Origin of the sequence: Leucobacter shiyiweii, assembly GCF_052446065.1 — a bacterium.
In the GTDB taxonomy this organism is placed as follows: domain Bacteria; phylum Actinomycetota; class Actinomycetes; order Actinomycetales; family Microbacteriaceae; genus Leucobacter.
Genome location: NZ_CM127080.1, coordinates 2,613,167 through 2,631,062 on the forward strand (window position 1 = coordinate 2,613,167; position 17,896 = coordinate 2,631,062).

Annotated in this window: 15 protein-coding genes and 1 pseudogene; 13 read left to right on the forward strand and 3 right to left on the reverse strand. The window is 65.7% G+C overall.

Annotation, left to right across the window (positions count from 1 at the left end; translation table 11 throughout):
- Window positions 1-11: 11 nt before the first annotated feature.
- From ACTNFJ_RS12185 to ACTNFJ_RS12210, 6 genes are all read left to right on the forward strand, one after another.
- The gene (locus tag ACTNFJ_RS12185) at window positions 12-977 is read left to right on the forward strand and encodes a Gfo/Idh/MocA family oxidoreductase (RefSeq protein WP_435906850.1); all 966 of its coding nucleotides are present in this window, start codon (window positions 12-14) and stop codon (window positions 975-977) included.
- Window positions 974-1,948: an aldo/keto reductase gene (locus tag ACTNFJ_RS12190; RefSeq protein ID WP_435906849.1), complete on the forward strand. Its 975-nt coding sequence runs from the start codon at window positions 974-976 to the stop codon at window positions 1,946-1,948. Before ACTNFJ_RS12185 ends, ACTNFJ_RS12190 begins: the two co-directional genes overlap by 4 nt.
- Complete coding sequence (locus tag ACTNFJ_RS12195; protein ID WP_435906848.1) at window positions 1,945-2,646, forward strand: substrate-binding domain-containing protein; 702 nt, start codon at window positions 1,945-1,947, stop codon at window positions 2,644-2,646. The genes ACTNFJ_RS12190 and ACTNFJ_RS12195 overlap by 4 nt, the downstream gene beginning before the upstream one ends.
- A 72-nt stretch (window positions 2,647-2,718) precedes the next feature.
- A complete protein-coding gene (locus ACTNFJ_RS12200) occupies window positions 2,719-4,713 on the forward strand; it encodes a M13 family metallopeptidase (RefSeq protein ID WP_435906847.1) in 1,995 nt (664 codons plus the stop codon).
- A 498-nt stretch (window positions 4,714-5,211) separates the two neighbouring features.
- The gene (locus ACTNFJ_RS12205) at window positions 5,212-6,231 is read left to right on the forward strand and encodes a putative endonuclease domain-containing protein (protein ID WP_444711779.1); all 1,020 of its coding nucleotides are present in this window, start codon (window positions 5,212-5,214) and stop codon (window positions 6,229-6,231) included.
- Between the two features lie 302 nt (window positions 6,232-6,533).
- Entirely contained in the window at window positions 6,534-7,139 is a 606-nt protein-coding gene (locus ACTNFJ_RS12210; protein WP_435906845.1) for a 1-acyl-sn-glycerol-3-phosphate acyltransferase, read from the forward strand.
- Window positions 7,140-7,169: 30 nt separating this feature from the next.
- On the opposite strand, the gene ACTNFJ_RS12215 is transcribed toward ACTNFJ_RS12210, so the two are convergent.
- Complete coding sequence (locus ACTNFJ_RS12215) at window positions 7,170-8,279, reverse strand: tRNA uridine(34) hydroxylase (RefSeq protein ID WP_435906844.1); 1,110 nt, start codon at window positions 8,277-8,279, stop codon at window positions 7,170-7,172.
- Window positions 8,280-8,288: 9 nt separating this feature from the next.
- Window positions 8,289-9,071, reverse strand: a complete 783-nt coding sequence (locus tag ACTNFJ_RS12220; protein WP_435906843.1) for a FadR/GntR family transcriptional regulator — start codon at window positions 9,069-9,071, stop codon at window positions 8,289-8,291.
- A 169-nt stretch (window positions 9,072-9,240) separates the two neighbouring features.
- On the opposite strand from ACTNFJ_RS12220, the gene ACTNFJ_RS12225 reads away from it, so the two are divergent.
- Window positions 9,241-9,801 carry a YbhB/YbcL family Raf kinase inhibitor-like protein gene (locus tag ACTNFJ_RS12225; protein ID WP_435906842.1) on the forward strand — a complete coding sequence of 187 codons (561 nt, stop codon included), beginning with the start codon at window positions 9,241-9,243 and terminating at the stop codon, window positions 9,799-9,801.
- 127 nt (window positions 9,802-9,928) lie between these two features.
- Window positions 9,929-10,987 carry a histidinol-phosphate transaminase gene (hisC, locus tag ACTNFJ_RS12230; RefSeq protein WP_435906841.1) on the forward strand — a complete coding sequence of 353 codons (1,059 nt, stop codon included), beginning with the start codon at window positions 9,929-9,931 and terminating at the stop codon, window positions 10,985-10,987.
- 86 nt (window positions 10,988-11,073) lie between these two features.
- Here the strand turns inward: hisC (ACTNFJ_RS12230) and ACTNFJ_RS12235 are convergent, their stop codons facing one another.
- A complete protein-coding gene (locus ACTNFJ_RS12235; RefSeq protein ID WP_435906840.1) occupies window positions 11,074-11,544 on the reverse strand; it encodes an Lrp/AsnC family transcriptional regulator in 471 nt (156 codons plus the stop codon).
- Between the two features lie 163 nt (window positions 11,545-11,707).
- Between ACTNFJ_RS12235 and hisC (ACTNFJ_RS12240) the strand changes: the two genes are divergently transcribed.
- The 5 genes and pseudogenes from hisC (ACTNFJ_RS12240) to ACTNFJ_RS12260 form a co-directional block, all read left to right on the forward strand.
- The gene (gene hisC / locus ACTNFJ_RS12240) at window positions 11,708-12,787 is read left to right on the forward strand and encodes a histidinol-phosphate transaminase (protein ID WP_435906839.1); all 1,080 of its coding nucleotides are present in this window, start codon (window positions 11,708-11,710) and stop codon (window positions 12,785-12,787) included.
- 257 nt (window positions 12,788-13,044) lie between these two features.
- Complete coding sequence (locus tag ACTNFJ_RS12245) at window positions 13,045-14,055, forward strand: ABC transporter substrate-binding protein (RefSeq protein ID WP_435906838.1); 1,011 nt, start codon at window positions 13,045-13,047, stop codon at window positions 14,053-14,055.
- Between the two features lie 5 nt (window positions 14,056-14,060).
- On the forward strand, window positions 14,061-15,035 hold the full coding sequence (locus ACTNFJ_RS12250; RefSeq protein ID WP_435906837.1) for an ABC transporter permease: 975 nt from the start codon (window positions 14,061-14,063) through the stop codon (window positions 15,033-15,035).
- A gap of 5 nt (window positions 15,036-15,040) precedes the next feature.
- Window positions 15,041-15,832 carry an ABC transporter ATP-binding protein gene (locus ACTNFJ_RS12255; protein WP_435906836.1) on the forward strand — a complete coding sequence of 264 codons (792 nt, stop codon included), beginning with the start codon at window positions 15,041-15,043 and terminating at the stop codon, window positions 15,830-15,832.
- Window positions 15,833-16,485: 653 nt separating this feature from the next.
- Window positions 16,486-17,190: pseudogene (locus ACTNFJ_RS12260) on the forward strand (hypothetical protein); the annotation flags it as partial.
- Window positions 17,191-17,896 lie beyond the last annotated feature (706 nt).

Genomic DNA, 17,896 nt, shown 5'->3' on the forward strand with positions numbered 1-17,896 from the left:
AAGACACACGCATGAGCAGTGACAAGGTACGGATCGCCGTCGTCGGCGCGGCAGGCGCCTTCGGCATGAAGCACCTCGACGGACTGAAGAACATCAAGGATGCGGTGGTGACCGTGGTGAGCGCCACCTCGCAGGAGAAGGCCGACGCCGTCGCCGCGCAGTACGGCGTTGCGACCGCCGTCGTAGGCCTGGACGCGGTGCTCGAGCGTGACGACGTCGATGCCGTGATCCTCGCGACTCCGACGGGCCTGCACGCCTCGCAAACGCAGGCGGTCCTTGCTGCGGGAAAACACGTGCAGGTCGAGATCCCACTGGCTGATTCGTTTGCCGATGCTGAGGCGGCGTTCGCCGCTGCCGAGGCTGCAGAAGCGTCGGGCAAGATCGCGATGGTCGGCCACACGCGTCGATTCAATCCTTCGCATCAGCTCGTGCGCAACCGAATTACGGCGGGCGAGTTCAACGTGCAGCAGATGGACGTGCAGACGTACTTCTTCCGCCGCTCGAACACGAACGCCAAGGGTGAGCCGCGCTCCTGGACCGATCACCTGCTGTGGCATCACGCTGCGCACACGGTGGATCTGTTCGCCTATCAGGCGGGCAAGATCGTGCAGGCGAACGCCATTCAGGGCCCGATCCACCCCGAGTTGGGCATCGCGATGGATATGTCGATCCAGCTGAAGAGTGAAACCGGGGCGATCTGCACGCTCTCGCTCTCGTTCAATAACGAGGGGCCGTTTGGCACCTTCTTCCGATACATCGGCGACACCGCGACCTATGTCGCGCGCTACGACGATCTGTACGACGGGAACGAGCAGCAGATCGACGTCACGAATGTGGCGGTCAGTATGAACGGCATCGAGCTGCAGGATCGCGAGTTCATCGCGGCTATTCGTGAGGGGCGCGAGCCGAACTCGTCAATTCGTCAGGTGCTCGACTGCTACCGCGTGCTCGGCATGCTCGAGGAACAGCTCGCGTGAGGTTGCCCCGTCTCGGCCTCGGTTGCATGTCGCTCAGCCATGCGTACGGCGTGCCCCCAGCCGAGGCCGAAGGTCTGGTGCTGCTGCGTGGGGCGCTCGACGCCGGGGTTGAACTGTTCGATACGGCCACACTGTACGGTGGCGGTCGGAACGAGGAACTCGTGGGCCGCGCGATTGCCGGACGTCGCGATGAGGTTGTGCTTGCGAGCAAAGGTGGCATGTCGATGGTCGCTGGTGTCAAGGTGATCGACGGCCGCCCAAAGACCCTGCGCACGCAGATTGACGAGTCGCTGCGCCGGCTCCGGGTCGACCACATCGACCTGTACTACCTGCACCGATGGGATAAGCAGGTGCCGATCGGCGAGAGCGTCGGCGCACTAGCCGAGGCAAAGAGCGCCGGAAAGATCGGTGCGATTGGACTCTCCGAGGTGTCGGTGGCTCGGTTGCGCGAGGCGCAGGCGGTCGCGCCCATCGCCGCCGTGCAGAACGAGTACTCGCTGTGGACCCGTAACCCCGAACTCGGAATGCTCGAGGCCACCCGCGCCGACGGGGTCGCTCTCGTCGCATTCTCTCCGGTGGCTCGCGGATTCCTTGCCGACGGCATGAGCGACCCAGGCTCGCTCGCGCCGAAAGACATTCGCCGGGCGATGCCCCGTTTCCAGCCCGAGCACTGGCCCAGCAACGCCGCGCTGCTGCCGCGGTGGCACGCGCTTGCCCTCGCGGCTGGCTGCGCGCCCGCGCAACTCGCGCTCGCGTGGCTCCTGTCGCAAGGCGAGCACGTGATCCCGATCCCCGGCACGACGAACATCGAGCATATGCGCGAGAACGCTGCGGCGCTTGACCTGGTGGTTGACCCCGCGCTGCTGGCACAGGCGGGTGAGCTGATCTCACAGGCGACAGTATCGGGTCCCCGTTACAACCCGGTCGGCAACTCCGAGGTTGACTCCGAGACGTTCGAGGACGCGGCATGAAAGCCATCTCGTCGATGGCGACGCGTCACGTGCTCGCCGATGTAGCCGCCGCGGCGGCACAGACCGGGCTGCCCGAGGTCGAGATTGAATCGGTCGGCGGTGTCGACGCCGCGAAGCGCGTCGCCGCGGGGGAGCAGGTCGACCTCGTCTTCCTCGCCTCCGACGCGTTGAGTCGTCTCGCCGGAGACGGGCAGGTGGATCCCTCGACCGTGCGGCCCCTCGTGCTGTCCCAGGTTGCCGTGGCCGTGCCGTCGGGCTCGACCGAGCCCGCGACCCGCCCCGAGGGAGTCGCGTTCGCCGACGCCGCCGGCGTGCGTCAGGCGCTGCAGGCCGCCACCCGTGTCGGGTACTCGACAGGGCCCAGTGGAACCGCGCTCGTGCAGATGATCGATGACTGGGGGCTCACCGCGGCGGTCGGCGATCGCCTGGTGCAGGCACGTCCGGGAATCCCTGTTGCGAAGTTGCTCGCCGATGGCGAGGTCGATCTGGGCTTCCAGCAGTTGAGCGAGCTCGTCGGGCAATCGGGTGTGCGCATCCTCGGGGTGCTCCCGGCCGACTGCGCGATCGACACCGTGTTTTCGGGAGCCGTCGCGCAGACCGCAGTGGACCCCGCGGCCGCGCATGCGGTGCTCGACTTCATGAACTCCGAGGCTGCGGAGCAGATCAAGCTCGGGCACAGTTTCGGAGTACCGCAGTAGTCGGGCAGCTATCCACCCGCTGTCAGCGAACGCGCCGCTGCTCCGAGCGCGCCGCCCGTTAGTGTGGAATGCATGAGTGCTGACACCGTCTCCCCCGGCAATTACGGCCCCGCAGGCGTTGACCTCGCCGAGCTCGACCCGGCGATCCGCCCCCAAGATGACCTGTTTCGTCACGTGAATGGCCGCTGGATCGCCCGTACCGAGATTCCCTCCGATAAGGCGCGCTACGGCTCATTTGCGGTGCTCGCCGAGAACGCCGAGGCCGCGGTGCGCGACATTATCACGGGCACCGCTGCGCCCGCTGCCGGTGCGCCCGCCGAGACAGAGGCCGACAAAATCGCGGCGCTCTACGCAAGCTTCATGGACGTGGATCGCGCCGACGCGCTCGGGGCGCAGCCGATCGCGGCCGACCTTGCGCAGGCGCTCGGCGTCGCTTCGATCGAGGAACTGGTGCAGCTCGTCGCCGAGCGCGAGCGACAGGGCGGCTCAGGATTCGCTGGCCTCTACATCGACAACGATCCCGGCGACCCCACCCGCTACATCGTGTTCGTGATGCAGGGCGGGCTGGGGCTGCCCGACGAGTCGTACTACCGCGAGGATGAGTTCGCCGAGATTCGTGAGCAGTACCGCGCGCACATCGCGCGCATGCTGGGGCTCGCGGGTGTCGCAGACGCGGATCGCCTGGCCGAACTCAGCTACGAGCTCGAGCGCCGCATCGCCGCAGGGCACTGGGACCGGGTCGCCAGTCGCGACATTCAGAAGCTCTACAACCTGCGCACCTTCGCCGAGCTACAGGAGCTGACCCCTGCCCTCGATTGGCGGGCCTACCTGGCCGCGGCGGGAGCACCCGAATCGGCGTTCTCCGAGGTCGTCGTCGGGCAGCCCGACGCAATCGCGGGGCTTGCCGAGCTGCTCGTGCCCGAGGAACTCGAGGCGTGGCGGGCCTGGCTCGTATGGCAGATCGTGCGTGGATCCGCCGCACTGCTCTCACAGGAGATCTCACGCGCCAACTTCGACTTCTACGGCACCGCGCTCACTGGCGCGACCGAGCAGCGTGACCGCTGGCGTCGTGGTGTGTCCTTCGTCGAGGGCGCTATGGGCGAGGCCGTGGGCAAGCTCTACGTCGAGCGACACTTCGACGAGTCGTCGAAGGCCGAAATGGACGTGCTCGTCGGGTACCTCGTGGAGGCATACCGGCAGTCGATCCACGAGTTGGAGTGGATGAGCGAGGAGACCAAGGCGCGCGCGCTCGAGAAGCTTGAGAAATTCACCCCCAAGGTGGGCTACCCGGTGAAGTGGCGCGACTACTCGAAGCTCGTCGTCGATGCGGGTGACCTGCTCGGCAACTCGCGACGCGTGGCTGAGATGGAGTTCGAGCGCGAGATCGGGAAGGTGGGTAAGCCCATCGATCGCGACGAGTGGTTCATGACGCCCCAGACCGTGAACGCGTACTACAACCCCGGTTTCAACGAGATCGTGTTCCCTGCGGCCATTTTGCAGCCCCCGTTCTTCGACGCGAACTGGGATGCTGCCGCGAACTACGGCGCGATCGGCGCCGTGATCGGGCACGAGATCGGGCACGGCTTCGACGACCAGGGTTCGCGCTATGACGGTGACGGCAAGCTCACCGACTGGTGGACGGAGGCGGATCGCGCGGCGTTCGAAATCCGTACTCGTGCGCTCATTGATCAGTACAACGCCCTCTCGCCCGAGGGAGCTGACGGCAAGACCGTGAACGGGGAACTCACGATCGGTGAGAACATCGGCGACCTGGGCGGTCTCGCGATCGCCTGGAAGGCATACCTTCTCTCCCTTGATGGCACCGAACCGCCCGTAGTCGAGGGGTTGACCGGTGCCGAGCGGTTCTTCCTGGCCTGGGCGCAGGCCTGGCAGCAGAAGTCGCGGCCCGAGGAGACCGCGCGTCTGTTGACGGTCGATCCGCACTCGCCGAATGAGTTCCGCTGCAACCAGATCGTGGCGAACCTCGATGCCTTCCACGAGGCGTACGGCACCAAGCCGGGCGACGCCCTGTGGATGGAGCCCGAGGCGCGCGTCTCCATCTGGTAGCGGCTGATCAGACTGTCAGGTGGACCGCGACGCAGGGTTGAGCATTCCTGAACCCTGCGTCAGCGCCCACCTGACCCGGTCCGGGCGCCACGCGCACAATCGGGTGGACCGCGACGCAGGGTCCAGCGTCCACGAACCCCGCGTCGGTGTCCGCCCGACTCCCTCAGCGCGAAGGAGGAACCCGGTCACCACGTGGGGAATCTTAGAGTGTCCCTGCGGGGCGCGCGTCGCGTGAGTGTGTCCGGTCTGGTGCCGGAATGATCCGCTGGAAGCTCGACCGCTCGGTTCCTCTCCACTGAGGTGACTCCATGACTCGCCTGGCCACCGTTCCCGACGGCAAGGGCAGGCAACGCCTGCCCGCGGCAGCCTCCAGTGCGAAGGTTCAAAGGCAGGAACGTTCGGGCATCACGCGAACCCCAGCTCGTGCAATCCCGCTCCCACTCATCCACATGCCTGGAGAGCGGGGGACTTCTCCACAGAACGTGCATGACCTGTTTCATGCGACAACAAACCGATCAAGCTGGTGTGATGCCGTATCCCCGCATCGCACTCCCACAAGAACTCAGCGAGGTCTTCACCACCGAGCAAGCCCAGGCACTCGGCGTGAGCCGCGGCAGGCTGCGATGCGATGATCTCGAGCATCCGTTCATCGGTGTGTACCGGCGGCGAAACTCTATCGAGCGCGCGCGAATCGAAGGCCTCCCGCCGGGGCGCGCATGGGTGGCCCGACAGCGACTCAGAGCACAGGAGTTCGCCTTGATTATGCCTGCGGGCTCATTCTTTACCGGCCGCACCGCTGCTGCGATCTGGGATCTTCCGATTCCTCCAGGCGGAAGCGACGACATCGAAGTGGGCGTATTCGCGCCGGCTCGCGCGATCCGCAGAAGCGCGGTGCGCGGATCTCAAATCCGCCGGCATCTCGTCCAAACGACATTGCGCACCGGTCTCCCGACCCTCACCCCGGCGAGCACCTGGGTCGTGCTTGCCCAACGCTTGGCGCTTCCCGATCGTGTAGCGCTGGGCGACGCGGTCCTGAAACACACGCGCATCCCCGGCACCGATCGATACGATGATCTACCGCTCGGAACTCTGCAAGAACTGGCGCAACTTGCTGCACCTGCCAGGCCCGGGGTGACCCTGCTCCGTCATGCGCTGCCGTTTCTCGTGACGGCGTCGGCCTCGCCGCCCGAGAGCCACCTGCGATTCCTGTTGCATGAGTGGGGGTTTCCCGATCCGTCACTCGACGTGGATGTGCGTGGGCTCGATGGCCGGCTGCTCGGTTGTAGCGAGCTCGCCTACCCTGAGTTTCGGCTTGCGCTCGAATACGAGGGCGACCACCACCGTGTTCTTGTCGAACAGTGGAATCGCGATATCCAGAAGTATCACGACTACTCCGCCAACGGTTGGTCTGTGGTGCGCGTCACCGCGACACTTCAGTACCAGCAGCCATTGGTATTGCGCGGGCGGATCCGCGATGCCTTGCGCCGCGGAGGCTGGGACGGCGAGACCAGCGTCTGAAGGGGGACCGTGGGTAGACGCTCGCGCAGGGTTGAAGCGCCCGGAGGCCTGCGTGACGGTCAACCCGTTTGCGGAAGCGAGTGGGAGCCCAGCCAAGTGGACGCTCGCGCAGGGGTGAAGCGCCCCGAAGCCTGCGCGGGGGGCAACTCGGCGAGGTGTCGCGTGCTGGGTTTCGATGGGGGAGGCGCGGGGCCAAGGCGCGTCTTGCCCGGTGCGGGGTTGCGCGGCTGATGGCGCGAGGCGAGGGAGGCGACGGGGAGGGCAGTAAGAGCGAACCGTGCCGACGAGAGTACGCTGGGCAGATGATTGGAGTCACGGTTCGGGCAGGCATCGCCAAGGTGTTCTGGTCTCTCTCGCGGTGGCGTCTCGTGCGCGAAAAGCATCCGGTAGCGGGACCCCGCATCCTCATCGGCGCCCCTCATACTTCAAACTTCGACTTCCTTTTGATGCTCGCTATCGCCTGGAACGCCCGCCTGCGCATCCACTGGCTCGGCAAGCGCGAGCTCTTTCGCGGAATCGCGGGCCCGCTCATGCGGGCTCTGGGAGGAATCCCGGTCGACCGGTCGAACGCGGCCGGCATCGTCGACGCAGTCGTGCTGCGCGCGAGCGAGACCGACCACTTCATTCTGGTTGTGACGCCCGAGGGCACCCGCAAGGGCGCTGGCTGGCGCAGCGGCTTCTACCGTATTGCCTGGGCTGCGGGGCTCCCGGTCACACTTGGATTCGCGGATGGAGCAACGAAATCCGCCGGTCTCGGCGAGACAATTCACCTCACGGGCGACGTGGTGGCCGACATGGATCGCGTGCGCGCGTTCTATCGCGACAAGACGGGTGTTCGCCCCGAGAATCGCACGGAGCCTCGTTTCGCTGACGAGCAGGGGCTCACCGAGTATCTGCAGGCGCTGTAACCGCGAAAGAAGATCAGGCGGGCGGATCGCCTAGCCCGAGACGGCGCGGGCGACCGCCGCGGGGGAGGCGTCGGCCGATCCACCGTGTTCATGGCACCGTTCGCCCGCGTGCGTCTCACATGCCACGAAGCGTGCTCGGCAAGCTGGATCGGCGCAGTTCACCAGGCGGTTCGACGGCGCGTCACACACCGCACAGCGGCCGACCACTGCGGCACCAGGCGCAAAGTCCATCGACTCGCGGCCGTCAAACACCGCGAGCGACCCCTCCCACAAGCCATCGTTGCCGAAAGCCTCGCCGTAGCGCACGATGCCACCGTCGATCTGGTACACCTCGGTGAAGCCGCGTTCGAGCATCGCTGCAGACAGCACCTCGCAGCGGATCCCGCCCGTGCAGTACGTGACGACCGGGCGATGCTTGAGCTCGTCGAACGCCCCCCGCTCGATCTCGCCGATGAAGCCGTGCGTCGTCGCGACCTCGGGCACCACGGCGCCCTTGAAGCGGCCGATCGCCGCCTCGTAAGCGTTACGCCCGTCGAAGAACACGACCTCGTCGCCGCGCGCAGCGACCAACTCGTTGACTGCTGCGGGCGAGAGGTGCACGCCGCCGCCTACCACGCCGGTAGCGTCGACCCGTAACTCGCTCGCGGTGCCGAATGCCACGAGTTCATCGCGCACCTTGACGCTGAGCTTGGGGAAGTCGACTATCTGCTTCCAAGGGGCGGGGCGCCGCTTGCCGGCGAGCCCGCGGCCACTGTGCAACGGACGCTGAGACGCACCTGACGCACCGGACGCACCTGGCGCACCGGCAGAAATTGCCTCGGTGTTGGAGGACCCGGCATCGGATCCGGCGCTCGCGGCGCCCGCACCTGATCCGGCCCGCTCCGCCTCAGAAACGAACCCGGTTCCAGTGCTCCACTTCACCTCAAGCCCGGCAAACGGTCCGTATTCGCGCGTGCGCCGCAGGTATTGCTTGCACGCGTCGAGCTCACCGCCGACGGTGCCATTGATGCCGTGCGGGGAGACGATGATGCGGCCACGCAGGCCAAGCGAGGTACACAGTTCTCGCTGCCACAGGCGTACCGCTTCGGGGTCGGCAATCGGGGCGAACGCGTAGTACAGCAAAATCTTGGGCTCAGACACCCGACAATGCTAAACCTTCTGGCTGCGCCGATCCTCGGCGTTGCGGGCGACGTCGATGCGCTGCTGCGCCTCGGGGGTACGTACGAGGGCCGGCACCACCTCGTGTTGGTCGTTTACGATGACGACGTCGTGGTCGACGTGATCCGCCATCGAATGCACGGCGTCAATGAAGTCGCGGCGGCGAATCGCGTCGAGCACCCGCGCGTGATCTCGCTCCATTTCGCTCGCGGTCGCCACATTGGCGAGCCGCCCGCGGTGGGCGGGAGTGCGCAGCTGATCGTTGGTGCCCGCGTAGAGTGACGCGAGGAGGCGGTTCTTCGCCGCATCAAAGATGAGCCGGTGGAATCGGCTGTCGAACGCCGCGGCTTCGCCGCCGTTCATGAGGACTGGGCAGCGGGTGCACCCCTTCTCCTCGATGGCGGCGCGCTCGAGCGCCTCAAGATCTTCCTCGGTGCGCTGGAGAGCCGCTTGTTGCGCAGCCTCGATCTCAAGCGCCCGGCGATAACTCAAAATCTCTTCGAGGGTGAAGTCGCTGAGGTACTCGTTGAGCAGCGCGCTCGTGGGTGCGGCCGAACGCACAAAGGTGCCGCGGCCGGGCAGCGTCTCAAGCATGCCGATGCTTGCGAGTGAGCGCACGGCTTCGCGTACAGTGGATCGGCCCACGCCCGTCTGCTCGGCCAGCTCGGGCTCGATCGGGATCCGGGTGCCCACCGGCCATGTGCCTGTGGTGATATTACGGCGGAGATACGCCAGTGTGGCGCGTGCCCGTTCAGACCCTGTCGTGATTGACATTTCCCACCCCGATTCGCGTCCCAACGTGCCCGCGCGCTGCGGTGTGCACGGAATCTCCAGTATACCGACTGGATGAGCCTGGCCTCTGGCCTCAGGCACCCTAGGGTCATAGGCTGAAGGTCATCTACCCGCCCGTCGCACCGGAAACGCGAAGAGAAGTGAGGCCCACATGACCCATCAGAGTCCCTCCCGCGGTGAGCTCTATCCCTATGCCGGGATGCGCCAGGTACCCGAGTTCACGCTGACGAGCAGCGACATCAGCGAGGGCGAGCCGCTTCCCGCCCAGGTCTTCGGAGCCGATGCGGGAGGAGACGATCGCTCGCCGCAGCTGAGCTGGTCGGGCTTTCCCGCGCAGACCCAAAGTTTCGCGGTGACTTGCTTTGACCCTGATGCCCCCACCGGTTCGGGGTTCTGGCATTGGGCGGTCGCGAATATCCCGGCGAGCGTCACATCCTTGCCGAGCGGCGCAGGCGGCGCGGCTTCCGGCCTGTTGCCCGAAGGCGCGCTCACCCTGCCCAATGAGATGCGGGCAGCCGAGTTCATCGGCGCGGGTCCCCCCGAAGGCACGGGCGTGCATCACTATTGGTTCGTCGTGCACGCTCTGAGTGTGGATCGCATTGACATCGACCCACAGGCCACCCCCGCAGTACTTGGGTTTCTGATGCGCGACGCGGTGCTCGCCCGTGGCATTCTCGTCGCGACCGGTGAATTTGGGGGAGCAGGCTCCTAATCAGAGCAGTCTCACACTCAGTGCAGCAACCTGAGGAATGTCGCCCTCTGATGGCTGCCGCGGTCCAATCTGGCCTGTCAGCCGAGCCTCGGGATTCGTGGGTTCGGTTGATCGATAGAGTTGCCGCATGGTTGTGCAGCGCGATGGCATCGAAAAACTCCCCGCCTACATTCAGGGCAAGGCGATCCCGAATGCGGTGAAGCTTTCGTCGAACGAGAACCCGTACCCGCCGCTGGACTCGGTGCGCGAGGCGGTGGCGAGCGAGCTCGCAGGGTTCCACCTCTACCCCGACATGGGGGCATCGACGTTGGTCCACCGCATTGCCGAGCGGTTGCAGGTGCGGCCCGAGGAGATCTCGGTCGGCGCGGGGTCGACCGAGGCGCTCATGCAGCTCATCCAGTCATCGGCGGGGGAGGGTGACGAGGTTATCTTCCCGTGGCGGTCGTTCGAGGCATACCCAATTCTGACCCAGGTCGTCGGTGCGGCCCCCGTTCCCGTCCCGCTGCAGGCCGACGAGCGGCACGACTTCGCAGCGATGGCCGCGGCGGTGACCGAGCGTACGAGGCTCATCCTCGTATGTAGCCCGAACAATCCAACGGGCATGTCCGTGACGGCGGCGGAACTTGAGGAGTTTCTCGCCGCGGTGCCTTCGCACGTGCTCGTGGTTTTTGACGAGGCGTACGCTCACTTCAACACCGCTCCCGGGGCCGCGGATGGACTCGACTTTTTTCGCCGCCACGAGAACGTCGCCGTGCTGCACACCTTTTCGAAGGCCTACGGTCTCGCCGGTCTTCGCGTCGGCTACGCGGTGGCGCGCGAGGCGGTTACCGCGAACCTCCGCCGCGTGTCCCTGCCTTTCGGAGTGACCAACCTGGCACAGGTTGCCGCGGTCGCCTCGCTCGATGCCGAAGATGAGCTGCAGAAACGTGTTGACATGATCGTTGCCGAGCGCGGTCGAGTTCTTACGGCGCTTCGCGATGCCGGCTGGCACGCATCCGATTCCTTTGCCAACTTCCTGTGGCTGCGCACGGGCGAACGCACCCCCGAGATCGACGCCGCGCTGCAAAAGCACGGGGTCGTCGTGCGCGCGTTCGGCGCCGAGGGTGTGCGTATCACGGTGGGCGCCCCCGAGATGAATGACCGTTTTCTCGCCGCTATCGCCGCTGTGGATCCGGTCAGGCCTTAGCGGGAGACATCTTGCCGACGCGGGGCGGATTCGTCACCGCGAGACACGAAGTGCGGGCAGCGGTCGCCGCTCTCGGCGGCACGAACCTACTCTCCGGCCGCGCCGTGCACGAGGGGGAGCGTGCGCTCGTGCAGGTGCGTCTCGATGACCAACCGACTCGAAACCCGAGCCACTCCTTCCGTCTTCGACATGAGGTCGAGCACGCGCTGCAAATCACGGGTGGATCGCGCCACGATCGTCGACATCATGTCGGCATCGCCCGTCACCGTGTGGAGCTCAATGAGCTCGGGAATCTGCGACAGCCCCTCACTGACCTTCTGATGCCCCACGGACTGGTGGATCAGGATCGAGCACGACACGCGGATCGGGTACCCGAGCGCGTCGGGGTCGATGCGCGGCGCGCTTGAGGAGATCACCCCGGTGCGGCGTAGCCGGTCGAGCCTGGCTTGCGCGGTGGCCCGGGCGACCCCGAGTCTGCGGGCGCATTCAACCACCGAAATGCCGGCATCCTCACTGATGAGGGTGATCAGTCGGGCATCGAGTCTGTCGATTGGCATGCGGCCTCCGCGCTAGACATATTGCACATCGTTGTGTTGCACAGTATAGACAATATGAGCAGTTTGAGCACAGATAGTCGTGACGTTTGACGCTGCACCAGCGGCTCCATAGAGTATCGCCGACCGATTCACCGCCCCTCACTGAAGAGAAAGTTGGCGCATTGTGACGCACACCTTCCGCCCTGGACTTGACCAGGTTGCCGCGTATAAACCGGGCAAACAGGCCCCCGGAGACGACGCCGGGCGCAGCATCAAGCTGTCGTCCAATGAGAACCCTTTCGAGCCGCTGCCGGAGGTGTTGCGGCGCATCGCCGCAACCCTGCCCGGTGCCGTGAGCCGCTATCCGAATCTCGCTGCTCCCGCGCTCACACAGGCGCTCGCCGATCGTTTCGATGTCGCACCCGAGAACATCGCTCTGGGGGCTGGCTCGGTCGAGGTGGCCGGGCAACTCATTCACGCGCTTACCGCTCCCGGCGACGAGGTGATGTTCGCATGGCGCTCCTTCGAGGCGTACCCGATCCTCACGCGGGTCGCGGGGGCGGTCCCGGTCGAGGTGCCGCTTAACGCAGATGCGCGGCACGATCTCGCGGCGATGGCCGGCGCGATCACCGAACGCACTCGGCTCATCTTTATCTGCAATCCCAACAACCCGACGGGCACGGTGGTGGGGGCGGCGGAACTCCAGGCATTCATGCATCTCGTTCCCGAGAATGTACTCGTTGTGATTGACGAGGCGTACGTGCACTTCGACCGCGATCCCGGCTCGCCCGACGGTCTCGAGTTCTTCCGGCAACACCCGAACGTGGCCGTGCTGCATACCTTCTCGAAAGCCTACGGACTCGCGGGCCTGCGCATCGGCTACGCAATTGCGCGACCAGAGGTCACCGATCACCTGCGCAAGGTGGCCTTGCCGTTCGCGGTTTCCCAGCTCGCGCAGTTCGCCGCGCTTGCCTCATTGGAGGCGGAAGGGGAGCTCGCTGCGCGTATTGACCTCATCGTCGGTGAACGCGAGCGGGTGTATGAATCGCTCATTGGGCTTGGCTTCCCTGCGGTGCGATCTGAAGCGAACTTCGTGTGGATCGCCGCTGAAGCTCACAGCGAGGCCATTGCGGCGGGCTTTGAAGCGCGCGGAATCGCGGTGCGCTGCTTCCCGGGCGAAGGGGTGCGGGTCACGATCGGTACGCCGGAAGAGAACGAAGCGGTTCTGGCGGCAGCGCTGCCGATGCTCGATGCCGTCAGGTGATCCACCGTTGAGCAAGGCAGCTACTCGTGCAGGCGACCCCAATTGGGTAAACTGCACACTTTGTTCAAAGAAACTGGGCTATTACTGAAATTACTGTCACATCTGACTACCAAAATGCATGCAGGTTTACTCCCCGTGCACGAGTAGTTAGGCTCATCCATCGGACGGCGCAGTCCCCTTGCGCCCCGTGTCACTCACCCGCCGGCGTAGACCGATGTGAGGGCGCGAACGTCATTCTCAAGTCAGAAGGAACTCTCATGTCACACTCCAGCTTCCGCCGTCGGGCGATCACTGTCCTCGGCCTCGCTGCCACCACTGCACTCGCTCTGACCGCGTGCAGCCCCGCCGCATCGAACGGCGACGCAACCGACTCCGGCGACATGATCGCCGTGGGCATTAGCCAGTTTGTGCAGCACCCGGCGCTTGACGCCGCGACTGCGGGATTCAAGCAGGCCTTCATCGATGCCGGCTACGTTGAGGGCGAGACCATCGAGTTCGACGAAAAGAACGCGAACGCTGAGGTTGCTACCGCGACCACCATCTCGCAGACCTTCGCAAGCGACGGCGTCGACCTCGTGCTCGCCGTGGCCACTCCCGCGGCGCAGGCTGCGGCGCAGAACCTCGTAGACGTGCCCGTGCTCTTTACCGCGGTTACTGACCCGGTTGCCGCCGATCTTGTCGAGTCGACCGAAGCCCCGGGCAGTAACGTCACCGGCACGAGCGACATGAGCCCGGTCGCCGACCAGATTGACCTCATCGCTGAAATCCTCCCTGAGGCGAAGAAGATCGGCATTGTCTACGGCTCGGGCGAGGTGAATAGTGAGGTGCAGGTCGAGATGGCGCGTGAGGCGGCCGAGAACCTGGGCATGGAGGTCGTTGAGCAGACCGTCACCAACGCGGGCGAGCTGAAGCAGGCCACGGAGGCGTTGGGCGATGTGGACGCGATCTACACCCCGAGCGACAACCTCGTCGCCTCAGGTATCGGCTCGATCGTCGGCGTGGCTGAAGAGCGCGGGATCCTCGTCGTTGGCTCCGACTCCACGCATGTTGAGGGCGGCGCGGCTGCGACTGTGGGCATCGATTACGAGAAGCTCGGCTACCAGACCGGTGAGATGGCGATACGTATTCTCGAAGGGGCTGATCCCGCGAATATGGCTGTCGAGACCTCGAACGATCTCGAGCTCACCGTCAACCTTGATGCCGCGAGCCGCTTCGGCGTCGAGTTGCCCACCGCACTCGTCGAGCGCGCCGCGAACGTCATCGAGTAACCACGATGATCGGCGCACTTGAACTCGGCCTCATCTATGGGGTTATGGCGCTGGGGGTGTACCTCACCTTCCGCGTGTTGAACTTTCCCGACCTCACCGTCGACGGGAGCTTCACCACCGGCGCGGCGGTGGCTGCAGCCCTCATAACGTCGGGCCAGAACCCGCTGCTCGCGACCCTCGCGGGCGGGGCAGCGGGTGTCGTGGCCGGCATTATCACTGGTCTACTGCACACCAAAGGCAAGATCGACGGACTGCTCGCGGGCATCTTGACGATGATCGCGCTGTGGTCGATCAACCTCCGCATCATGGACAAGGCCAACGTGCCGCTGCTGCGCGAAGACACCCTGATGACTCCCCTGCGCGACGCCGGGTGGATTGGCAAGACGTGGTTCGCGGTGATCGTCTTCGCAGTGATTCTCTTCGCGCTGAAGCTCGTCGTCGACTGGTTTCTCTCCACCGACCTGGGCCTCTCGATCCAAGCGACCGGCAATAACGAACAGATGATCCGGAGCTTCGGTGTCGACACCGATGGCATGAAGATTCTCACGCTTGCCCTGTCGAACGGCTTCGTGGGGCTCGCGGGCGCGCTCGTCGCTCAGTACCAGGGCTTCGCAGACATCAGCATGGGCATTGGACTGATTCTCATCGGTCTCGCCTCCGTAATTGTGGGCCAGGCGGTGCTCGGTCAGCGCAACATCTTCATGGCGACGCTCGCGGTGCTGGTCGGGTCGATCCTCTACCGTCTCATTGTGTTCTTCGCGCTTTCGGCGGGACTCAACCCGAACGACATGCGAGCCATCACCGCGGTGCTGGTCATCCTTGCGCTCCTCTTGCCCAGGTGGGGGTTCCTCAAACGCTTCCCATCACTGAGAGATCGCGGCAACCGACGACCGCTGGCTCCAGACCCCGCGCGTGACCCAGCACCCGATCCGCTCGCCTCAGCAACCACGGGTGTCACTGTTCCTGGCGCAGAAAGGTAGCGGTCATGCTGAAGATCGATCAGATATCAAAGACCTTCTTCCCGGGCACCATCAACGAGAGAAAGGCGCTCGTCGACATCAGCCTCGAACTGGACGAGGGCGACTTCATGACGGTGATTGGGTCGAACGGTGCCGGTAAGTCGACGCTGCTCAACGCGGTAGCCGGGCGCTACTCGATCGATAGCGGGGAGCTCTCGATCGATGGCACCCCGGTCTCGAAGCTGAAGGAATTCAAGCGAGCCCGCTACGTCGGTCGGGTGTTTCAAGACCCAATGGCGGGCACTGCCCCCGATCTCACGATCGAACAGAACCTCGCACTCGCACTGCAACGCGGAAAGGCCCGTGGCCTCGGGCTGGGCATCACGAAGTCGCGGCGCGAGCGATTCGTTGAGGAGCTCAAGTCGCTCGAACTGGGCCTCGAGAATCGGCTCACCGCGAAAGTGGGCCTGCTCTCGGGCGGGCAGCGCCAGGCGCTTTCGCTCTTGATGGCGGGCTTCACCGAGCCTCGTATCCTGCTGCTCGATGAGCACACGGCGGCGCTTGATCCGCAGCGAGCGGCGCTCGTGACCGACCTCACCGAGCGCATCGTCGCCCAGGGCGGTCTGACGACCCTCATGGTGACGCACAACATGGAACAGGCGCTGAAGCTGGGTAACCGGCTGATCATGATGCACGAGGGTCGCATCGTGTTTCAGGCGAGCGCGGAAGAGAAGCAGCAGCTCACCGTGCCGCAGCTGCTCGCAGAGTTCTCGAAGATCAAGGGCGCGAGCTTCGACGATCGGGCGCTGCTTGCGTAGTCGTTCGCTGTGAGATTCCCCGGGCAAGACACCTCCTGCGTGCCCTGCCCGGGGAATCGTTTTTCTCGCCCTACAGTGGGCGTATGGGTGTGGATCGCGACGAAGTCGACGGGGTTGCCGCTGCGGCCGAGGCTCAAGTTGACGCGTGGCTCGCGCGACTCGGCCAACGTGATGCAGACGGCGAGGATGCGAGGTCAGCGGGGCTCGGCAAGGAAACGGCCCAGGCTTCAAGGGCCCGAGTTTCCCGAAGTGCCCGAACCGACGCGGCCCTCCTGGAAGGCGTGCGCCGTGACGCCGGGGGGTTTGCGTTCACCCGCGGACTGCTCGAGACCGTTGTCGGTTCCGCAGATCCCTTCACCGCTGCGCTCGGCCTTCGAGAAGCCTCGCGCAATCTCCCTCCCTCGCTTCCCGCTCGCGACAGGCTCGCCATGCGTGCCGGCGGCATCGCCTCCCTCGGCCTGCCCTGGGCGGTGTTGCCGATTGCGAGACGTTGGTTGCGGGATCGCGTCTCGCCTCTCGTGCTTGCGGCGAAGATTCCGGGTGGCGAAGGCAGCGAGACACGCCATGCCCGCGAGGGGCAGCAGGAGAAGCGGAGCAGGAAAGGCGAGTTGAGGGAGGCGCTCGCGGGTTATCGCGAGGAAGGTCTCACGACGATGCTTGCCCTCGGCGGCGACGACGTTCTCGGGCCGGAGGGCGTCGAGACTGAGATCCACCGCCTAGTGCGGCTGGCATCCCTGCCCGAGGTGACGCACCTCGCGATCGATCCCGCACGGGTCATAGCGGGAGGCAGCGCCTGGTCGGTGGATCGCGATGCGCAGGAGGCCGCGCTTGCACTGCGGCCGGTTCTCGGCGCTGCGAAAGCGCACGACACGACAATTTCGCTCGTGCCCAGCAACTACCTCGGTGCGCTTCTGGCTCCCGAGATCTTGGTGCGCGCACTTGCCGACGCCGATTTCGACAGTGTGCGCGTCGGTATCGCGGTGCTCGCCGAACTTCCCGAGTCGCGCGGTATCGCTGAGCGACTGATCCGCTTTGCGCAGCTGCGCGCTCAGGATGGCGGGGAACCGCTTGAGGTGACGATAGACATCGCGGGCATTGCAGGGCGCGAGCACATCGAGTCGCTCGGCACCGGCCTCGCCGTGCCGACGCTCGAGGGGCGCGTCGCGCAGGAGGCTCAGTGGCTCCGGCTGATGGAGCTGCTGCTTGGTGCGAGTGCGAGCGGGGCCGCACGGGTGGTGGCCGCGAGCGAGGATCCGCACCTGTTGGCGGCGGCGCTGGAGTTTGCCGAGCGTCGCGGGGGTGCCGATTCGATGGAGCTGCAGCTGCGCGCCGGAACCGCGGATGGATTCGCCCGAGCGCTTGCCGCGGCCGGGCACCGGGTGCGCCTACAGCTGCCGCTGACTCCGCCGAAGGAATTTGCCGGGGCGCTCGGTACGCTGATCGCGCTCGCCGCCGAGGCCGCCGACCCGGAATCGACGCTCGCCCGACTGGCCGCGCTGGTTGAGGGGGCGAGCGACCCCGTCGATCCGCTCGAGGAGGCACGCGGCGGAGTACACCCGGCGCGGGCCCGCGGCATGGCGGCGCTCGAGGCCGAGCGCGAGAGCCTGCGCAATGCCCTCGAGCTGGCGGCCGAACCGTTCCCCTCCTCGCATCGCACGCAGCGGCGCGACCGAGAGTGGGATCCAAGCGAGCGCGACAGTGCGCTGTTCTACCGCCCACCCGCCGACACCGAACGCTTCGATACGGGCGGCCTCACCGCCGCGGTGCTGGGCCTCACCCGCGGATCCACCGGTCGCATCACCCTCGAGCCCGCCGGGCCGTCACTGCGCCTGCCAGTGATCTCAGAGTCTGGCTTTGCGAATGAGCCTGACACCGACGCGACTCGCCCCGAGAACCGCGAGTGGGTGCGTCGGCTGCTCGCGCAGGCCCGCGACGAGCGCGCGGCGCTCGCTCCAGCCCAGACGCGGACTGGGAATGGCGACGCGGCTAGAGATTCTGAGTCGAGGGTAGGCCCTCTCTCCGAATTGGGCATTACTGGTCTTGGCGCCCAGGACGCAGCGGTGG

Bases quoted from the DNA above. Each gene is read 5' to 3' on its own strand.
- ACTNFJ_RS12245 (WP_435906838.1), top strand. From the start codon at position 13,045: ATGTCACACTCCAGCTTCCGCCGTCGGGCGATCACTGTCCTCGGCCTC.
- ACTNFJ_RS12255 (WP_435906836.1), top strand. From the start codon at position 15,041: ATGCTGAAGATCGATCAGATATCAAAGACCTTCTTCCCGGGCACCATC.
- ACTNFJ_RS12250 (WP_435906837.1), top strand. From the start codon at position 14,061: ATGATCGGCGCACTTGAACTCGGCCTCATCTATGGGGTTATGGCGCTG.
- ACTNFJ_RS12225 (WP_435906842.1), top strand. From the start codon at position 9,241: ATGACCCATCAGAGTCCCTCCCGCGGTGAGCTCTATCCCTATGCCGGG.
- ACTNFJ_RS12210 (WP_435906845.1), top strand. From the start codon at position 6,534: ATGATTGGAGTCACGGTTCGGGCAGGCATCGCCAAGGTGTTCTGGTCT.
- ACTNFJ_RS12185 (WP_435906850.1), top strand. From the start codon at position 12: ATGAGCAGTGACAAGGTACGGATCGCCGTCGTCGGCGCGGCAGGCGCC.
- ACTNFJ_RS12220 (WP_435906843.1), bottom strand. From the start codon at position 9,071: ATGTCAATCACGACAGGGTCTGAACGGGCACGCGCCACACTGGCGTAT.
- hisC (WP_435906841.1), top strand. From the start codon at position 9,929: ATGGTTGTGCAGCGCGATGGCATCGAAAAACTCCCCGCCTACATTCAG.
- ACTNFJ_RS12235 (WP_435906840.1), bottom strand. From the start codon at position 11,544: ATGCCAATCGACAGACTCGATGCCCGACTGATCACCCTCATCAGTGAG.
- ACTNFJ_RS12200 (WP_435906847.1), top strand. From the start codon at position 2,719: ATGAGTGCTGACACCGTCTCCCCCGGCAATTACGGCCCCGCAGGCGTT.
- ACTNFJ_RS12205 (WP_444711779.1), top strand. From the start codon at position 5,212: ATGCGACAACAAACCGATCAAGCTGGTGTGATGCCGTATCCCCGCATC.
- ACTNFJ_RS12195 (WP_435906848.1), top strand. From the start codon at position 1,945: ATGAAAGCCATCTCGTCGATGGCGACGCGTCACGTGCTCGCCGATGTA.